Source organism: Apibacter mensalis (assembly GCF_001418685.1).
GTDB lineage: Bacteria > Bacteroidota > Bacteroidia > Flavobacteriales > Weeksellaceae > Apibacter > Apibacter mensalis.
This window is the reverse complement of record NZ_LIVM01000010.1, coordinates 91,931-112,287: the sequence shown is the minus strand read 5'-3', so window position 1 is coordinate 112,287 and position 20,357 is coordinate 91,931. Positions and strand designations below refer to the sequence as shown.

Annotated in this window: 16 protein-coding genes; 11 read left to right on the top strand and 5 right to left on the bottom strand. The window is 28.8% G+C overall.

Annotation, left to right across the window (positions count from 1 at the left end; genetic code table 11):
* A partial coding sequence (locus tag ASC36_RS08105; protein WP_141656234.1) for a hypothetical protein occupies positions 1-377 on the bottom strand: 377 nt, incomplete at its 3' end.
* A 548-nt stretch (positions 378-925) separates the two neighbouring features.
* Here ASC36_RS08105 and bshC point away from each other — a divergent pair.
* The 8 genes from bshC (at position 926) to ASC36_RS08065 (ending at position 12,697) form a co-directional block, all read left to right on the top strand.
* Positions 926-2,524, top strand: a complete 1,599-nt coding sequence (gene bshC / locus ASC36_RS08100) for a bacillithiol biosynthesis cysteine-adding enzyme BshC (protein ID WP_055425996.1) — start codon at positions 926-928, stop codon at positions 2,522-2,524.
* A gap of 36 nt (positions 2,525-2,560) precedes the next feature.
* Positions 2,561-4,294, top strand: a complete 1,734-nt coding sequence (locus ASC36_RS08095; protein WP_055425995.1) for a LysM peptidoglycan-binding domain-containing protein — start codon at positions 2,561-2,563, stop codon at positions 4,292-4,294.
* Between the two features lie 36 nt (positions 4,295-4,330).
* A complete protein-coding gene (gene fabD / locus ASC36_RS08090) occupies positions 4,331-5,218 on the top strand; it encodes an ACP S-malonyltransferase (RefSeq protein WP_055425994.1) in 888 nt (295 codons plus the stop codon).
* Positions 5,219-5,563: 345 nt separating this feature from the next.
* Positions 5,564-6,259 (top strand): ABC transporter ATP-binding protein, encoded by a 696-nt coding sequence (locus tag ASC36_RS08085; RefSeq protein WP_055425993.1) that lies wholly within the window; start codon positions 5,564-5,566, stop codon positions 6,257-6,259.
* 10 nt (positions 6,260-6,269) lie between these two features.
* Entirely contained in the window at positions 6,270-7,499 is a 1,230-nt protein-coding gene (locus ASC36_RS08080; RefSeq protein WP_055425992.1) for an ABC transporter permease, read from the top strand.
* A 31-nt stretch (positions 7,500-7,530) separates the two neighbouring features.
* On the top strand, positions 7,531-8,781 hold the full coding sequence (locus ASC36_RS08075) for an ABC transporter permease (RefSeq protein ID WP_055425991.1): 1,251 nt from the start codon (positions 7,531-7,533) through the stop codon (positions 8,779-8,781).
* Positions 8,782-9,044: 263 nt separating this feature from the next.
* Positions 9,045-11,663, top strand: coding sequence for a valine--tRNA ligase (locus ASC36_RS08070; protein WP_055425990.1), 2,619 nt, complete (start codon positions 9,045-9,047; stop codon positions 11,661-11,663).
* 140 nt (positions 11,664-11,803) lie between these two features.
* Complete coding sequence (locus ASC36_RS08065) at positions 11,804-12,697, top strand: hypothetical protein (RefSeq protein WP_055425989.1); 894 nt, start codon at positions 11,804-11,806, stop codon at positions 12,695-12,697.
* Positions 12,698-12,752: 55 nt separating this feature from the next.
* Here the strand turns inward: ASC36_RS08065 and hemN are convergent, their stop codons facing one another.
* The 4 genes from hemN to ASC36_RS08045 all read right to left on the bottom strand — a co-directional run bounded on the left by hemN (position 12,753) and on the right by ASC36_RS08045 (position 17,710).
* Positions 12,753-14,117: an oxygen-independent coproporphyrinogen III oxidase gene (gene hemN, locus ASC36_RS08060; protein ID WP_055425988.1), complete on the bottom strand. Its 1,365-nt coding sequence runs from the start codon at positions 14,115-14,117 to the stop codon at positions 12,753-12,755.
* Positions 14,118-14,384: 267 nt separating this feature from the next.
* Positions 14,385-15,203 carry a 3-deoxy-8-phosphooctulonate synthase gene (kdsA, locus tag ASC36_RS08055; protein ID WP_055425987.1) on the bottom strand — a complete coding sequence of 273 codons (819 nt, stop codon included), beginning with the start codon at positions 15,201-15,203 and terminating at the stop codon, positions 14,385-14,387.
* A 436-nt stretch (positions 15,204-15,639) separates the two neighbouring features.
* Complete coding sequence (locus ASC36_RS08050) at positions 15,640-16,692, bottom strand: RluA family pseudouridine synthase (RefSeq protein ID WP_055425986.1); 1,053 nt, start codon at positions 16,690-16,692, stop codon at positions 15,640-15,642.
* Between the two features lie 22 nt (positions 16,693-16,714).
* Positions 16,715-17,710 carry a PASTA domain-containing protein gene (locus ASC36_RS08045; RefSeq protein WP_055425985.1) on the bottom strand — a complete coding sequence of 332 codons (996 nt, stop codon included), beginning with the start codon at positions 17,708-17,710 and terminating at the stop codon, positions 16,715-16,717.
* A 130-nt stretch (positions 17,711-17,840) separates the two neighbouring features.
* Between ASC36_RS08045 and ASC36_RS08040 the strand changes: the two genes are divergently transcribed.
* The 3 genes from ASC36_RS08040 (at position 17,841) to ASC36_RS08030 (ending at position 20,317) form a co-directional block, all read left to right on the top strand.
* Entirely contained in the window at positions 17,841-18,824 is a 984-nt protein-coding gene (locus ASC36_RS08040; RefSeq protein WP_394331993.1) for a D-alanine--D-alanine ligase, read from the top strand.
* A 2-nt stretch (positions 18,825-18,826) separates the two neighbouring features.
* Positions 18,827-19,288, top strand: a complete 462-nt coding sequence (coaD, locus tag ASC36_RS08035; protein ID WP_055425983.1) for a pantetheine-phosphate adenylyltransferase — start codon at positions 18,827-18,829, stop codon at positions 19,286-19,288.
* A 213-nt stretch (positions 19,289-19,501) separates the two neighbouring features.
* Complete coding sequence (locus ASC36_RS08030; protein ID WP_055425982.1) at positions 19,502-20,317, top strand: MotA/TolQ/ExbB proton channel family protein; 816 nt, start codon at positions 19,502-19,504, stop codon at positions 20,315-20,317.
* Positions 20,318-20,357: the final 40 nt, after the last annotated feature.

Genomic DNA, 20,357 nt, shown 5'->3' with positions numbered 1-20,357 from the left:
ATTTTCTGGTGTAACGTAAGGGCGAAATGGCTGTCGTTTAACACTTCATTTCCGTCAATAGAAATAGCTGCATAAACAATATGAGAATTTTTAAGTTGAGAGGCCCAATCTCCCCCATATTTGGCATAAAATTGGGAAGCGGCATCTTTGATTTGTTTTTCCAAAACCTCGGGAGGCGTAAGTGTGAAATTATTTGAAGATTTAAACAGCAAATCATCGGGTATATCTGCATATTTAGGGGATATCTCGCTGAAGTTGGTTATATTTTTTTTTAAGGGATCAAGCGTATGGGAAGTTCCCAAGGAATCGGCTGAATTTTCTTCTAAATCTTTCGCATTGTTAAGACTCTCCGAATTCTTTTTATCCAAAGGGTTCATGGGCTTTTTATTTAAGTTAAATTATAAAATTAAAATTTATTTTATTTAATATATAGGGGTAAATATAATTAATTTATTCTATAAAGAGATATGAAAGGGTTTATTTTTTAATAAATTATTTTTATTGTTGATAATGTATGCATAAAAGAGCTGATGATTTTTAGTGTTCAACAAATTCTAAAATTGGTTTATGATTTTTTTAATGATATGGATATAAAGGATTATCAAAAATTTTTAGACTATTTCGATTATAGGTTGTAACCTTTTAAGTTATAAAAAGTAATTTAATTATATAATATAAGAATTTAATAATTAAAATGAATTTACCATTTGATGGATAGATTAGTTACTGATAATGTGAAATTTTTATTAATAATACAATATCATGCGAGTAAGTAAAAGGTTTATAACATAATTATTTCCATGATTTGGCACAATTATTTTATAATTAAATTAAAAAAATAAAAATCATATGATAAGAACGATATTTGCAATTATAAACAATGAGTATAGTTTTATCTGAAAAAAAATTATTGTAAATTTGAATTGTGAAAAATCAAATTAACATTGCCGATATTCCAGGAATTAATCCATTAATTAAAGATTATATTAATAAAAAGGAAAGTACAACACCTTTTTATGGAAGAAATTTGTCTCCTGAATCGTTACTTTCTCAGGCAAAAGAAAAAACTTCTAGTTATATTCATAAGGAAAAGCTCGTTAAGGAATTACAAAAACAATTGGAAAAATTAAAGTTGTCTGACAAGCAAAAAACAAATTTAAATAACCTTAGTTTAGCTAATTCAGTAACCATTACAACCGGTCATCAACTTAATTTAATGACAGGACCTGTATATTTTATATATAAGATTTTACACGCCATTAAATTATGTGATGAGATGAATAAATATCAAAGTAAATTTAATTTTATTCCTATTTTTTGGATGGCAACAGAAGATCATGATTTTGAAGAGATTAATCATTTTTATTTTAATAAAAATATAATACATTGGAATGAAAAGCATCGTGATTTTGTAGGCGAAATATCAACTAAAGGCTTAAAAGAAATTTTATCTGATTTTTATGAGCAATTAAAATATTATCCATTTGGTAAAGAAGTAAGAAAAATTATTGAAAAATCCTATTTTTCCGCTGCTAATCTATCTGATGCAACTCGAATTTTAGTGCATGAATTGTTTAAAGAATATGGACTACTTTTTATTGATGGCAATAGTAAATCTTTAAAAAAATTGTTTATACCTTTTGTTAAAGATGATATTACGGAAAAAAGGTCCTTTCAAATAATTTCAAGTACCATTAAAAAATTAAAATCTAACCATTATAATATACAGGTTAATCCAAGAAAAATTAATTTTTTTTATCATAAAAATTGGGAAAGAAATCGTATAGATGAAACCAATGGTACCTATTATATTTTAGGAAGCTGTAAAAATTTTAGTGAAAGGGAAATACTTAAAGAAATTGATGAACATCCTGAAAATTTTAGCCCTAATGCATTAATGAGGCCAGTATATCAAGAAGTTCTATTACCTAATGTAGCTTACATTGGTGGAAATGCAGAAATCGCTTATTGGTTGGAATTAAAAGATTATTTTATTACACAAAACATTCCTTTTCCTATACTGGTTCCAAGAAATTCATTTTTATTAATTAATGAGGTTCAAGAGAGTAAAATGAAAAGGCTGTCATGGAAAATCAATGATTTATTTCTTCAGAAGGAAAAAATTATTAACACCATAGTAGAAAAAAAATCTTCATATATGTTTGATTTTTCAAAATATCAAAGTCGGTTAGAAAGCATATTTGATGATCTATTGATAGAATCTGCTAATACCAATCCCAGTTGGAAAAATATGATTCTTGCTCAGAAGAAAAAACAATTCAATGGATTGGAAAAAATTAATCAACGTTTCTATAAGGCCAATAGACTAAAACATAAAGAAATTGTTTGCAATTTTGAAAATTTGCACGAAGAGTTATTTCCGATGGGTACTTGGCAGGAAAGAATTTTTAATTTCTCATCTTATTATGCCATAATAGGATCTGATTTTTTAGCTCGAATATATAAAGAAATCAATGAATTTCAAAGTATAGTATCAGTATTTAATTTAGAAAAAGGGAAATAAATAATTTAATTACATTTGCATCAAAGTTATTTAGAAATGAAAAAGCAATTTCATACGCTGCTATTATTATTTATAAGTTCCTTGATGCTTTCGCAACAAAAAATACATACTGTTTTAGCGAAAGAAACACTTTATGGTTTAAGTAAAAAGTATAATGTTTCTATTGATGATTTAAAAAAAGTTAATCCTCAATTAAATAACCGTACCCTTCAGATTGGGGAAATACTTACTATTCCGGATGAAAAAGCTACATCTAAAGCAAATGAATATTCAAACTCCAATGCTATCACGAATATCCAAAATAGTGACGATGCACAAAATATAAATTATTTTTTTATTACCATTGAACCTAAACAAACCCTATACGGACTAAGTAAGAAATATCATACATCCATTAAAACTATACAAAGTCTTAATCCTAATATGAGTAAGGAAGGTCCTAAGATTGGAGAAGTACTAAAAATACCTAAAAATTCCTCTTCAGAAAACTCAAATACTTACAGTCATGTGTATAGTGAAAACAAACATGACAAGGAAAATAGTAATATAAATGATTCAAATTCAAAGGAGGAAATTAATGTAAAAGATAAAAGAGAATCCGATTTAGCTAACGATACGAAATTACAAAACAGCAAGAATGAAAATTTCGAAAATCAAAATAATCAGGAAATTGATGACCTAAATAAAAAACAATCTGATGAAAATGTACAAATACCTGTAGCTAAAAATCAAACTGAAAATATAGCTAATTATGAATTAAAAAAAGACGGTATTAATGTAGTTTTATTTTTACCACTTCATACGGGGGAATCTTCCATTAATGCGGAAAGAAGAATAGCTACTCAATTTTATTCCGGAGCTAAAACAGCATTAGATTCCTTATCTAATAAAGGAAAAAAAATACATGTTAGGATCTTTGACACAAGTAATGATAATAAATTCAGGGAAATTATAGATACTTATGACTTTTCAAATACAAATCTAATAATTGGTCCCTTATTTAAATCTAATTTATTGACAATTGCAGATAAAATTAAAAAAATTCCAATAATTTCACCCTTTTCTTCAAGTGATGATTTAGATGAGCACGGAAATTTAATTTTATATAACACTAAAGATCAAATTTTAGTTGAAAAATTGACAGATGAAATATTAAAAAAATATTCAGGTGAAAAAATGTATATTTTATATGATGAAGAGCATTTCAAAACCGCAGAATTTTTACAATCATTAATTAAAGATAAAAAAAGTAATGCTGAGGTTGTTTTAACAAAAAATGCTGATGATATTAAATCGGATCAAAATTTGGTTACAGATGAATATAATAAAATTTATGCCATATTGATCTCCACCCAAAATTCAATTATTACAAAATATTTAGATAGTATAACTAAGTTAGAATCAAATCAGATACAACCTATTTCTTTATTTTACTCTCCTTTATTTGACAATAAAAAATATGAAGAAAAGCTTTTAAATTTCGGGTTATTATATTTAGATACTAATTATGTAAATGAATTTGGTTTTAATGAACAAAAAATGATTAATTTATATAAGAAAAAATATTGCAATTTTCCAGATAAGTATGCAATTACAGGATTTGATGTTACATACGATATTTTAAGTCGTGTTGATGAAAAAGGTAATTTATCTAATTCAATGATGAAAGCGGAAAGTAAACAAGTCAGCAATAAGTATTCTTTTAGAAAAATTAATAAAAATGGAGCTTGGGTAAATCAAGAAGCTAGAATCATTCAATTATTAAAATAAAATATAACAATAAATACTTAATATTAAAAAAAATTAATGAATTCATTAGTATTTCCCGGACAGGGTTCTCAGTTTCCAGGCATGGGAAAAGAAATATATGAGAGCAGAGCAGATATTAAAGAAATGATGAACTCTGCTAATGATATATTAGGGTTTAATATCATTGATATTATGTTTAAGGGAACAGAAGAGCAACTTAAGCAAACCCAAGTAACCCAACCTGCCATTTTTATCTATTCCATAGCTTCCGCAAAAGTAAATGAAAATGCACGAATCGAAATGGTTGCAGGCCATTCCTTAGGAGAATTATCTGCGTTAGTAGGGAATGGAGTTCTTTCTTTTGATAATGGTCTTAAATTGGTGTACGAAAGAGCGTTGGCAATGCAAGAGGCATGTAAAGAAAATCCTTCATCTATGGCAGCGGTTATAGGTTTGGAAGAAGAAATAGTGGAATCAGTATGTCAAGAAATTTCCACTGAAAATAATTTAGTGGTTCCGGCAAATTATAATTGTCCTGGGCAACTGGTGATATCCGGGCATACATCTGCCGTACAACAAGCTTGTGAAATTTTAAAAGAAAAAGGTGCTAAAAGAGCAATTTTGTTACCGGTAAGTGGGGCTTTCCATTCTCCGCTTATGAGGAGTGCCGAAAAAAGATTGGAGGAAGTTATTCTAAAAACTAAATTTAATACCCCTAGCGTTCCTATATATCAGAATTATACTAGTAAAGCCGTAACCGATATAAATGAAATAAAAGAAAATCTTATAAAACAATTGACTTCTCCTATAAACTGGACTCAAATAATTCGTAATATGATTCAGGATAATTGCTATGTATTTACAGAGACCGGTCCCGGTAAAGTTTTACAAGGTTTAATAAAAAAGATTGACAGTTCAGTTGAAGTTTCATCTCTTTCTAATTAAAATATTTTTATTTTATTATAAAAAAGAGATCTTATTTAAGATCTCTTTTTTTATATAAATATCTTTTTTTAAATGTATTTTCTAGTAATGAATTATAACTTTAAATTGAATAATCCGCAATCATAGTAAGAATTATTTATTAAATATTATCTTTATTTATTACTATTGATTTACTATTTATGCTAAGAAATATTTTACATTTACTTTAAATATCTTTAAAATTCACCTAGCATTTTATTTATATATAATAGTATTCATATATCAAATAAACCCTTCTAAATTTACTGGTATATGTAACATTTATCAGTTAAAATATACAAATTAGTAACTACAATTGCAAACGACATGATTTCATTGAAAAACATACATAAATATTATGACATTGGTCATAATAAATTACATGTATTAAAGGGAATTAATCTTGAAATAGAAGAAGGAGAAATGGTTGCTATTATGGGGTCCTCCGGATCAGGTAAATCTACCTTATTGAACATTCTTGGAATATTAGATTATGCTGATGAGGGAGAGTATCTGTTAGATGGGGTTAAAATTGAAAAAGATTTAAGTGAATCAAAAGCTGCAGATTATAGAAATAAATTTTTAGGCTTCGTTTTCCAATCCTTTAACCTTATAAGCTTTAAAAATGCTATGGAAAATGTCGCACTTCCCCTATATTATCAAAAAGTAAAACGTTCTCAAAGAAATTCGAGAGCTATGGAATATTTAGAAAGGGTAGGATTGGATGATAGAGCAGATCACATGCCCAATGAATTATCAGGAGGGCAGAAACAGAGGGTTGCGATAGCACGAGCGTTAGTTACCCATCCTAAAGTTATTTTAGCCGATGAGCCTACTGGTGCATTAGATAGTCAAACCACCTATGATGTAATAAAATTTTTACAAAAAATTAATAATGAAGGTAAAACTATTTTAATAGTTACACACGAACCTGAGGTGGCTAAACAATGCAAAAGGGTAGTTCATTTAAAAGATGGGATAATTGAAAGAGATGAATTTATTAATCAAGAGGTTTTAGTATAATTTATTAACTATGTTTAATATAGATCGCTGGCAGGAAATATTTTATTCCATCAAGCAGAATAAATTAAGAACCTTTCTTTCAGGTTTTACAATATCATTAGGTTTATTTATCTTTATAATCCTTTTCGGATTTGGTAATGGATTAAAAAATGGTTTTTCGCGAGAATTTATATTGGATTCATCCAGTACTATTAATATTATTCCCGGGAAAACTACAGAAGCGTATTTAGGATTACAACAAAATAGGGATATTACTCTTAAAAATGAAGATTTAGATCTTGTTAAGAAAGAATATGATAAAGATTTAGAATTTAAAACAGCAACCATAACTCAGCCCGAAAATGTAACTTATAGAACTTCATCAGGTGTATATACAGTTCAGGCAACCTATCCGGATAAGCAATATATTGAAAAAGCCATTATTACTTCGGGCCGCTTTTTAAATCAATCGGATATAGTTAATAAAACAAAAATTGCTGTTATAGGTCGTTTAGTTGAAAAAGACCTTTTTAAAAATGAAAAAGCATTAGGTAAATATATCAATGTTGGAGGAATTAATTATAAAGTTGTCGGTATTTTTTACGATGAAGGTGGAGATAATGATGAAAGAATTATTTATATCCCCATATCAACACTACAAAGTATCAAAAAAAATTCCAATCAAGTAAGTCAAATTGATGTAGCTTATCTATCCGATATGAAACCTAGCATAGCTGTAAAGTTAGGAGATGATATTAAAAAAAGTTTACAATCTAAGCTAAAAATATCGCCCTCTGATAAGACAGGGTTGATTATAAGAAACAGAGCTCAAAATATGGAAGACACATACTCGTTTTTTACTGTGATTTCTTCTTTAGTTATGTTTATAGGTTTTGGTACAATAATGGCCGGAATTATCGGTATTAGTAATATTATGGTTTATATAGTTAAAGAAAGAACTAAAGAAATAGGGATACGAAAAGCCTTAGGTGCACGTCCATTTAGCATAGTTTGGCTTATCTTACAAGAATCAATTTTTATTACGGTTATATCCGGTATTTCAGGAGTTATTTTAGGTAGTTTAGCTTTGTATTTAATTGGAAATAATCTCTCTACCTATCTTATAGTTGATCCTTCAGTAAGTAAAGAATTAATATTTTTTGCAACGGTCTCATTAATAACTTTTGGAACTGTAGCAGGATTCATTCCGGCTAGAAAAGCTGCAAAAATCAAACCAATTGAAGCATTAAGATCAGACTAAACTATTTATTGAAATTAAATATATTATACAAATGCAAATTTTAGATAGAGAAACATGGGTTGAAATTTACTATAGTCTCAGTAAAAACAAGTTGCGCACTATTTTAACTATGATAGGTGTGGCATGGGGTATGTTTCTGTATGTATTTCTTCTGGGAGCTGCTAAGGGCGCTGAAAATGGTTTTTATAAAATTTTTGACGGATATGCAACCAACAGTATATTTCTTTGGGGAGGTTCAACAGGAGAGCCTTATAAGGGATATCCGCGAGGAAGAGATTTAACCATTCATTTAGATGATGTTGAATATTTGAAAAAACAAGTTCCTGAAATTGATTTTGTAGTTCCTAGGAATGCTGCTTCTTCACAACAAAGTGTTATTAATAGAAAAAATAAGAGTAAAAATTTTACAGTTTTTGGTGATTTTGCTTCCGTTTCCAAAGTACAAAAGAAACAATTGATTACGGGAAGATTACTTAATGATGAAGATGATATTCAGAAGAAAAAGGTTACAATAATCGGTAAAGAAGTTTATGAGCAATTATTCAACAATAATGAGAATGCTATAGGGCAATACATCAAAATTAATGGAATTTATTTTCAAGTAGTGGGAGTTTATAGAAACCCAAATTCAGGTTTTTTACCGGAAGATGTGGTTTACATTCCTTTCAACACCTATCAAAAGATATACAACCAAGGAGATAGAGTTAATTGGATGGTAATTTCCATTAAACCTCAATACAATGTAAATGTAGTTGAAGAAAAGATCAAAGCTGCTTTGAGAAAAAAATATGATGTAGCTCCCACAGATGAAAAAGCTTTTGGTGCTTGGAATTTTGCTGAGAACTTTAGAAAATTAACAAATTTCTTAAAAGGATTACAAATACTTACCTGGTTTGTGGGTGGTTTAACTATTCTTGCCGGAGTAGTAGCTATTTCTAATATATTATTAATAACAGTTAAAGAAAGAACCTTAGAAATAGGTATTCGTAGAGCTTTAGGTGCCAAACCGGGTGAGATTAGATCTCAAATACTTATGGAAAGCGTATTTTTAACTGTACTTTCCGGTCTACTTGGATTTATATTAGGAGTATTACTTTTAATAGGTATGAGCTCGTTTATGGGAGATGCCAATCCTAAATTTCCGTTTTATAACCCAACGGTAAATATTTGGAACGTATTGGCAGCATTATTTTTAATGGTAAGTTTAGGATTATTTATTGGGCTTATTCCCGCCCAAAGAGCGGTACAAATTAAGCCAATAGAGGCATTAAGAACAGAATAATAGTAAAAAAGAATTAAAATTATAAATAATTATAAATGAATTTATAGTTGAGATTTATAAAAGATAAAGTAATCATATAAAAATAAGTTTAATTTTGGAAATTATAACTTTATCAAACAGTTGAAACAAGTTATAAACTGCAAAACAAATGTAAATAGGATTTTCAAGCTTTGAAAATCCTATTTCAGTATATACACAATATAATTTTTTTAAAAAAATTAATAAAATAGTACCTTTGTATTCATTCTCAAAAATAAGAATTCATGTCAGAAATTGCAGCAAAATATTCTCCTAAAAATGTTGAAGATAAGTGGTATAAATTTTGGATGGCTAACAATTTTTTTCATTCAGAACCTAATGAGAAAAAACCATATACTATTGTAATTCCTCCACCCAATGTTACAGGTGTATTACATATGGGGCATATGCTTAATAATACTATTCAGGATGTTTTAATAAGACGTGCTCGAATGTTGGGATATAATGCCTGTTGGATACCCGGAACTGATCATGCTTCCATAGCCACTGAAGCCAAAGTGGTAAACAAGCTAAAAGAACAGGGTATAAGTAAATTTGACATTGGAAGAGAAAAATTTTTAGAACATGCATGGGAATGGACACATACGCATGGTGGAATCATATTGGAACAATTAAAAAAATTAGGATGTTCTTGTGATTGGGATCGAACTAAATTTACACTTGATAAGGATTTATATAATTCTGTAATTAAATGTTTTGTTGATCTTTATAATAGAGGATATATTTATAAAGGCAATAAAATGATTAATTGGGATCCGGAAGCGAAAACAAATATATCAGATGAAGAGGTAATTTATAAAGAACAAAATGGTAAATTATATTTTTTACGATATAAAGTAGCTCATGAAGATAATTATGTAATCGTTGCCACAACAAGACCTGAAACTATATTCGGAGATACTGCCCTTTGTATTAATCCCAATGATGGGCGATACCAATATTTAAAAGGAAAGAACGTTATAGTACCTATCTGTAATAGAGAAATTCCCGTTATTGAAGATGAATATGTAGATATGGAATTTGGAACTGGAGTTCTAAAAATAACCCCGGCTCATGATATTAATGATTATAACCTGGGGAAAAAGCATCAATTAGCTACCATTGATATATTTAATGAAAATGCTACTTTAAATGATTACGGATTGCATTATAAGGGAAAAGATAGATTTATAGTACGTAAGGAAATTTCGAAAGAATTGAAAGAAAAAAATCTTCTTGAAAAAGAAGAAAATTATGTAAACAAAGTTGGGACTTCAGAAAGAACCGGAGCGGTTATTGAGCCTAAAATTTCGATACAGTGGTTTATGAAAATGAAGGATTTTGCTAAACCTGCACTAGATGCAGTATTGAATGAGAAACTTAAGCTATATCCGGAAAAATTCGTAACTACCTATAAAAATTGGTTGGAAGATATTCACGATTGGAATATTTCTCGTCAGCTTTGGTGGGGACATAGAATTCCGGCTTATTATTACGGTGAAGGTGAAAATGATTTTGTAATAGCTCAAACTAAAGAGGAAGCTTTAAAATTAGCTCTAGAAAAAAATTCTGCCATAACATTTGATACATTAAGGCAAGAAGAAGATGTATTAGACACTTGGTTTTCTTCCTGGTTATGGCCTATTTCGGTTTTCAATGGAATAAATGAACCGAACAATAAAGAAATCAATTATTATTATCCGACACAAGACTTAGTTACCGGACCGGATATTATATTTTTCTGGGTTGCCAGAATGGTCATGGCTGGATATGCTTTCAGAAATGAAACGCCTTTTTCAAATGTTTACTTCACAGGGATTGTAAGAGATAAACTAAGAAGAAAAATGTCTAAGCAGCTTGGCAACTCTCCCGATCCATTAAAACTGATAGAGGAATATGGAGCAGACGGAGTACGTGTAGGAGTGTTGTTAAGTTCTTCTGCCGGAAATGATCTTATGTTTGATGAAGATTTGTGTTTACAAGGAAGAAACTTTTCCAATAAAATCTGGAATTCATTTCGATTAGTAAAATCTTGGAATGTCGATTCATCTAAACATCAAACTATTGAAAGTAAAGAAGCTATTTCTTGGATAAAAAATAAAATAGCTAAAACAGTTACATCAATAAATGCAGATTTTGAAAAATATCGAATTTCTGATGCTTTAATGAGCATTTATAAGCTTGTATGGGATGACTATTGTTCTTGGTATTTAGAGGCAATTAAACCTCCATATGGTGAAGACATTGATAAAAAAACGTATTTAGAAACTATAGCTATCTTAGAGGATCTTTTAAAATTGTTACATCCATTTATGCCTTTTATATCTGAAGAGATTTGGCAAACAATTAAAGAAAGGGAGGTACAAGAAAGTCTCATTATAGCTTCATCAGTCTCTGAAGAAATATTTGATGAATCCATAATATCTGATTTTGAAGTAACCAAAGAAATTATTTCAAGTATTAGAAACTTCCGTTCCGAAAAAGGAATTTCCCCGAAAGAAGCCCTTGTACTTATATGTAAAGGCAATCATAGGCTGGAAAATATTGCAACTATAAAAAAATTAGCTACTATTTCAGAAATAAATGATCATCTTGATGAAAATGAACCATCTTATACTTTTTTAGTCGGTAAATTGGAATTTGCCATACCTTTTACACAAACCATTGATATGGAGGCAGAAAAAGCTAAAATAGTAGAAGATATAGCCTATTTAGAAGGGTTTTTGAAAAGTGTGAATGCAAAATTATCTAATGAAAAATTTGTGAATGGAGCTCCTCAAAAAGTGGTTGATATGGAAAAAAAGAAACGGTTCGACACACTGGAAAAAATCTCTATTTTAAAAGAGAGCTTAAAGAAATTATAAGTTAGAAAAGTCATTTAAACTAAGAAATAGTTATAAATATATAATTAAAATTATTGTGATCTTTATAGAGTGCTCACTGTATAAATAAGATAATAGTTTACATAAATCAGTAATAAAAATTATAAGTATTCTAACAAGTTATGATTAAATTAATTACCTTATCTTTTTGTTTGGTTTCAATAGTTTTATGCGGGCAAGTAGAGAAGAATATTTTAGATATATCCGAACATCCCGGAACGTATACTCTTTCATCCCAAATAAATGAAACTTCTGCTCTTGAGTTTTATAAAGACTTTCTATATACTTGTAATGATAGTGGGGGAGACGCTGAAATTTATAAATTAAGTTCTGAAAATGGAAAAATAGTTCAAACATTAAAAATTAAAGGAGTAAAAAATGTTGATTGGGAAGAACTGGCCCGTAAAGGAGATACTCTTTTTATAGGTGATTTTGGAAATAATTTAGGTATTCGAAAAGATTTAACTGTATATTGGGTAGTATTGCCAAATTTTGCTTCTCACCCTGATGAATTAGCCCTATCAGGTAAATTTCAATTTACATTCGAAGATCAGAAAGAATACGAGAACCTTGGCAATTTTAAAACAAATTTTGACTGCGAAGCGTTTATTTATTATAAAAATAAGCTTCATTTATTTACAAAACGTTGGGGAGATTTTCACACCACTCATTATGAATTGGATTTAGAAAGTTCTTCAAAACCTAAAATTGCAAAAAAGATAGAAACTTTTAATACGGAATGTTTAATAACCGGAGCCGATATCTACAATAATATTTTATATTTAATAGGATATACCAAAGAAGCAGCCTATGTTTGGAAATTTTATGACTTCAATGATCATAAGTTTTTTAATGGTAAATCCAAACAAACACTTATAGGTTTAACAGCATCTTTAGGGCAAACAGAAGCAATAGCCGTAACAGATTCCAAAATTTATATAACCGGAGAAGAAATGAATTATTCTCTTTTTCACGTTAAACCTACACTTTATATTTTAAATAAGGAAGATTTATAATTTAAAAAAATCAAGTTTATATAAATAAATTCTCGATAATAAAATCATTTCAAAATTAAACAGTCATTGAAAATAATTTGGTTTGAGGTGCATTTTTCATCATTCTCAAATCGAAAGCCATACAAATATTACGAATAAAAGAACGACCATTTTCTTTAATAATCAACGAATTGTCAGATAGTTTTATAAGATTGTCTGCCTCAAATACCCTTAACCTTTCAATAATTTCAGGATAATTTTTTTCAATAATCTCATTTTCCCATTGGGTTTCTAACAAACACATTAAATTGAGTATATGCCTTCTAATAAATAAATCTTCTTCACTTAATATGTGGCCTCTAAAAACAGGAAGTTCATGATTATTAACTTTTTGATAGTATTCTTCAATAGTTTTTAGGTTTTGAGCAAACGCATACCAATTGTCTGAAATGGAAGAAACCCCTAAACCAATCATTACTTGAGTAGAAGAGGAGGTGTATCCCATAAAATTTCTATGTATTTTTCTATTTAACATAGATTGGTACAAGGAATCAGATTTTAAAGAAAAATGATCCATTCCTATTTCAAAATATCCCATTTTTTCCAGTAACTCTTTACCTCTTTCATACAATTCTCTTTTTACTTCTCCGCTAGGTAAATCTTCATCTTTGAACCCCCTTTGTCCGACCCCCTTGATCCAAGGAACATGAGCATAAGAATAAAATGCGATTCGATCAGGTTGCATTAATTCAGTCATGCTTATGGTATGTATAACTTTATTTAAATCTTGAAAAGGTAATCCGAACACTAAATCATGGCTTATACTTTCATATCCTATTTCTCTAGCTAATTCAGTTACTTTTTTAACATTTTTTAAAGGTTGAATTCTATGAATAGCTTGTTGTACTTTAGAATCGTAATCTTGGACACCAAAACTTACTCTTTTAAAACCTAGATTGTATAACGATTGAAGATGTTCACGGGTGGTATTATTGGGATGACCTTCAAAACTAAATTCTTTATTAGGGTGAATTGCTGCTTTAGAAAAAATATTTTTTAATAAATACGTAAGATTTTCAGGAGAAAAAAATGAGGGGGTTCCTCCTCCTAAATGCAATTCTTTTATAATGGGTTTTTCAGATAATATATTTAAGTATAATTGCCATTCTTTTAAAAGAGAGTCAATATATATTAACTCAACATTATGCTGTTTGGTGATACGTTTGTTACAAGCACAAAAAGTACATAAGCTTTCACAAAATGGTAAATGAATATATAAACTAATTCCTTCTCTTCTATTACTTTCAATAAAAGACTGTTGTAATGTTTTAATCCATTTTTCGGAAGAAAAATTTTTCTCATCCCAATAAGGCACAGTCGGATAACTGGTATACCTGGGGCCGGGTACATTATATTTCTGTATTAGAGTATTACTTGGCATTTTCTGTATTGTCACTGCAAATTTACTTATAACAAAACGTATTTTTTACATTAATCAATCATTTTCAATTATGTAATTATAAACCAAAACAATAAAAGGTTTTTAAAAATTAAATTTATATAGTAAGCTTGATATAAAAATCAATTAATTTAATGAAAAACACTCTAAAAATATTACCCTAATGCTCTAGTTAATTCTATTAAATAATATGAAAAAAATAAGTTTTGATATGCCTTTAAATTTCAAATAAAGTTCTTAACCGTATGTTTATCTAATAGCTTCTCTAATTTTTACTAATTTTTCAAGTAAGTTTTCAAGTAAACCAAGCTTTAGCATATTTGCTCCATCAGAAAGCGCTTTTTCAGGATTAGGATGAGTTTCAATGAAGATTCCATCAGCACCAACGGCAATACCGGCTTTGGCAATGGTTTCAATCCTATCGGGTCTGCCTCCCGTTACACCAGTAGTTTGATTAGGCTGTTGTAAAGAATGTGTTACGTCCAATATTACCGGAGCATATTGCCTCATGGTAGGGATACCTCTATAATCAACAATTAGATCGTGATAGCCGAAAGAAGTTCCTCTATCAATTATAGCATAATTATTATTTCCTGAATCTTGTATTTTTTGAGCTGCAAATTGCATGGCTTCCGGAGACAAAAATTGACCTTTTTTTAAAGTAATATACTTTCCGGTTTTTGCGGCTGCAACTAACAAGTCGGTTTGTCTAATCAAAAAAGCAGGAATTTGTAAAACATCCACATACTCTGCAGCCCATTTAGCGTGTTCATTTTCGTGAATGTCAGTGGTAGTTGGTATAGAAAAAGTATCACCAACTTTTTTTAATATTTCCAAAGATTTTTGTTCACCTATAGTTGTAAAACTATCTACTCTAGATCGGTTTGCCTTTTTAAAAGAGCCCTTAAAAATATAGGGAATACTTAATTTATTAGTGATTTCAATAATTTTACCGGCTATATCAATAGCCATTTGTTCACCTTCAATAATGCAAGGTCCAGCAATTAAAGTAAAATTATTAGTATCAATATTTTTTATTTTAGGAATTGAATATAAGGTATTTTTCATGATCTTTTTAACAAATTTACTATATTATTTATTATAAAGAGATATTACAGTTTAATGTGTGTTAAATTAAATTGAGGGGTAAGTATTAAAAATTTAATTAAAATATCTCATAAAGATATAAAAAAATACTTGATCCATTGATTTTTATAACATTAATTTATAACTAGTATCAAAGATAAAATACTTAAAAATATCCAAATAAAATATTTAGATATTTTTTAACTAAGATGTATTTGTTTGCCGTAAAAATGTTTATCATAATTTTATACAAATAAAAGCGCATATGCTTGTGTAGGGGAAATGTTTAAATATCATAGAATTATAAATATATTATATAATTAGAACATATATGTTTTTAAAATTTTTACAAATAATTCATAAAATGATAAGTATGTCAAATCTATTTAATCTTAATTTACTTGTGAATACAAATTTTTTATTGCAGTTGATTAAAATGAATGTAAGATCTCCATTTATCCAATACCTGCTTCATATCGTCAGGTAAATCAATTTCAAAAAACATTTCTTTTTTTGTTCTTGGATGAATAAAGCCTAATGTACGCGCATGTAAGGCTTGCCTAGGAAGAATCTCAAAGCAATTATCGATAAATTGTTTATACTTTGTAAAAGTAGTACCTTTTAGAACAATGTTTCCACCGTATCTTTCATCATTAAAAAGTATATGTCCTAAGTATTTCATATGAGCCCGAATTTGATGAGTTCTGCCGGTTTCAAGTTGACACTCAACTAAGGTAACATATCTGAATCTTTCTAAAACTTTATAATGAGTAACAGCGTGTTTACCATGAGAACCATCTGGAAAAACTGCCATTTGCATGCGGTCTTTTAAATCTCGTCCAATATTTCCGGTAATTGTACCTTCATCTTCCTCAAAATTACCCCAAACTAAAGCATTATACACTCTTTTAGTAGTTTTATTAAAAAACTGTTTGGCTAAATGATTCATTGCAAATTCATTTTTTGCGATTACTAATAATCCCGAAGTATCTTTGTCAATTCTGTGTACAAGCCCCGGACGTTTATCCAAGTCCGTTTGAAAATAGGGTAAAGTACTGAAATGATAAGCTAAAGCATTAACTAAAGTTCCTTCAAAATTACCGAATCCGGGATGGACAACCATTCCTGCTTTTTTATTAACCACTAATAAATCTTCATCTTCAAATATGATGTCTAAAGAAATATTTTGTGGTATAATGGTAGTATCACGAGGAGGATGAGATAAAACAATTGAGACAATATCATTAGGTTTTACCTTATAGTTTGATTTAACAGGTACATTATTAACTAAAATATTACCGGCAAGAGCAGCCTTTTGAATTTTATTTCTTGTTGAATTTTCGATTAAATTTACAAGATATTTATCTATGCGTACGGAACCTTGTCCCTTATCAACAATGATTTTAAAATGTTCGTATAATTCATCCGTATCACTATATTGTTCATTATCTGATAATTCTTGTTTTTGCATAAAATTTATAAAGCTGTTCTAATTATTCTAATATTACTCTTTTAGGCTTTTTATGGGGATCATATCTAGGATGAGGGATTGGTTGAGTAATATTCTCACTAGTGTTAGTATTATTAGTCGTATTTTCAGTTGAGGAAGTTATATTTTTATAATTTATAACAGAGTTGCTAATTTCATGAGAATAATTAACATTATTCAAGGAATCGGAGTATTTATGAATATTAAATGTTTGATCTAATTCTTTTATTTTTTCCTTTAATTTAACTAAAGGTTTATCACTAAGATATAAATCTATAGGTTGTCCTTGGTCATAAATAAAAGAAGGTGCAGGAACTTGATAATATACGTAATTATTTTCAGTTCTGGCAGGATCATCATAGGTAATATTTCCGATAGAAAAAAGGTTTTCCGTAATCATGTTTTTAGCTGTTTCTTCATCTAATCCGATGAAATTAGGAACAGAAACATTTTTTGCAAGACTTTTTGCCAAGACAATTGTTAATGGAGAGAAACGAGGTAAGGTTAAACCCGGTTGCACTTCCTTACCTTTATATAAAAGTTTTAAAACAGTATTGGTTGCTAAACTTGGCTCATAGATAGTATCGGTAATTTTTAACCCAACTAAATTCAATTGACTAAAAGCTAAGTATTTATATTTTCCGATAACATTAGGAACAGTAACAAATTTCCATGTTTTAGCGTTGGCTCGAATAAATATTCTTCTTCCTTTTTTAACACGCGAACCTATCAGCGGATATATATCTAATATTTGATATGATTTATATTTAGGATCATATTTTGACGTATCAATTTCATACTCTAAGTCATTTTTTTCAAGCTTAACAATTGCTTGATCTAAAGTTAGATTATTTAAATTAGGAACTTCAACTTGTACACCATGATTTGTGTAAGTATTTAACCATAGGAAAGTTACCTGTAAAATTCCAAAAAAAATTACAATAGCTAATACAATGCTTAACCAAAATTGCCAAGATCCTAACAGTTTTAAGAATTTCATACTTACATTTTACAAAGCAAATATATAAATAATAAAAATAATATAGTTTATTAGTTAAAAATATGTTTAATTTTGTACGTTCTAACTCTAAATATAAATAATTAATTACTATTATAATAATTGAAATTTTATGATGACAGTCGGAATTGTAATGGGGGGCTATTCTGAAGAAAGTATTGTTTCTTTAAAAAGCGGTGATTATTTTTATACTCAAATAAATAAGTCCAAATACACTGTTTTTAAAATAACTATTTTAAAAGACGGTTGGAATGTCATTATAAATGATCAAAAATATCCTATAAATAAAGGTGATTTTAGTTTTCAATGGAATGAAAAAAAAATCCATTTTGATGTACTTTTAAATACAATACATGGAAATCCGGGAGAAAATGGATTGATGCAGGCATATTGGGAATTGCTCAATATTCCGTATTCAGGATGCTCTTTTTATAATTCTGCTTTGACATTCAATAAAAGAGATACTTTATCTGTACTTAAAAAATTTAATGTTTCAGTAGCTAAATCCGTTTATTTAAATAAAGGTGATCATATAGATGTTGATTCAATTATTAAAAAGGTAGATTTACCTTGTTTTGTTAAGCCCAATCAATCAGGTTCCAGTTTGGGAGTATCAAAAGTGAAAAAAAAGGAGGATTTTTTAAACGCATTAGATTTTGCATTTAAAGAAGATAAGGCTGTATTAGTTGAAAGTTTTTTAGAAGGGAGAGAAGTTCAGGTAGGTGTAATTAAATACAAAGGTGAAGTGGTTGTAATTAATACTACAGAGATAATTTCTAAAAATGAATTTTTTGATTATGAAGCTAAATATTTAGGAGCATCTGAAGAAATCACTCCAGCACTTCTATCAGAAAAAGAAGATAAACACATACGAGAGGCTGCTGCGCATATATATAGATCATTAAATATGACCGGGTTTTCAAGATTAGATTTTATTATAGTGAATGAAATCCCTTACTTCTTGGAAATTAATACAACTCCGGGTTGTTCACCGGCTAGTATTTTCCCACAACAGGTTAAACAAGCAGGTTTAGACTTTTCGGAATTATTAGATAATGAAATTTCTATAGCAATACAAAGATTTGAAAATAAATAAAAATGGAAAGAGTTGCAGTATTTCCCGGTTCTTTTGATCCAATTACATTAGGGCATTTTAATATTATAGAGAGGGCTGTTCCTTTATTTGAAAAAATTATTGTTGCCATAGGAAATAATTCCAATAAACAATATATGTTTCCTTTAGAAAAGAGAATGGATTGGATACGCGAAACTATTAAAATATTTCCTAATGTGGAAGTTGACTTTTTTGATGGGCTTACTATTGATTATTGTGCAAAAAGAAAGGCTCCTTATATTATTAGAGGTCTTAGAAACCCTGCAGATTTTGAATTTGAAAAAGCTATAGCGCATACAAATCGTACATTGGCAAAAAAATCAATTGAAACAGTATTCTTACTAACGTCATCGGGAAAATCATTCATAAGCTCAAGCATAGTACGAGAAATTATGAGATATAAGGGAAATTATGAAATATTAGTACCTCAAGCAGTTAGAATATGAAATCATTATTAAAAAATATGTAATCGTGATTGAATATTATTATTTTTTGTAAATGCAATAAATTTAAAATAAATGTTGGCCAATTAGTGTATACAGAATATTAACAACATCTCGTAAATCTTAGATAAAAATTATTGCTTAGTTAATTTTTTTGTATTTATTTTACATTATATTTTTACAATTAGTTAAAAAATTAATATATATATATATCAGATGGAAAAACAACAATTAACCCAAACAAATTCAAAGACTAGAATAGGAGGATTAAATCCTTTTATTACGATCATTATTTTAATTGCTATAGGAGAATGCATTTATCACTTCGTACTAGGTGCACCTTCAAATTTTAAAGGTGAAACCACTGACAGCGACCCTAAAACATTTATGGGTATTATCCATAAAGGAGGGGTTATCGTTCCTTTTTTGATTTCCTTTTTACTAATGGTTATCGTATTTTCAATTGAAAGATTTTTTGTCATTGGAAAGGCTGAAGGAACAGATAGCTTAACAAAGTTTGTTAATGATATTCGTTTATTATTAGATAAAAACGATATTAATAATGCTATTTCATTATGTGATAAGCAAAAAGGTTCCATTGGAAATGTAGTAAAAGAAGGGTTAATTTCATATAGAGCATTAGCTAATGATACTACTTTAGATAAAGAACAAAAATTAGTGTCATTAAATAAGACATTAGAAGAAGCCACTACATTGGAAATGCCGATGCTTGAGAAAAATATGACTATATTAGCAACTATAGCATCTATCGGTACATTAGTGGCCCTAATGGGAACTGTAATCGGTATGATCAAAGCATTTTTTGCCTTAGGAGAAGGAGGAGGTTCTCCGGATGCAGCTGCTTTATCAGTAGGTATTTCTGAAGCCTTAGTTAATACAGCTTTAGGAATTGGTACTTCTGCACTTGCTATTATTGCTTATAACTTTTTTACATCAAGAATTGATACATTAACTTTCAAAATTGATGAAATAGGATTAAGTATTCAACAGTCTTTTTCTGCTCACCATTAATTAAGTTTCAAATTTTCTTTAGAGACTAAAGAAAATTAAA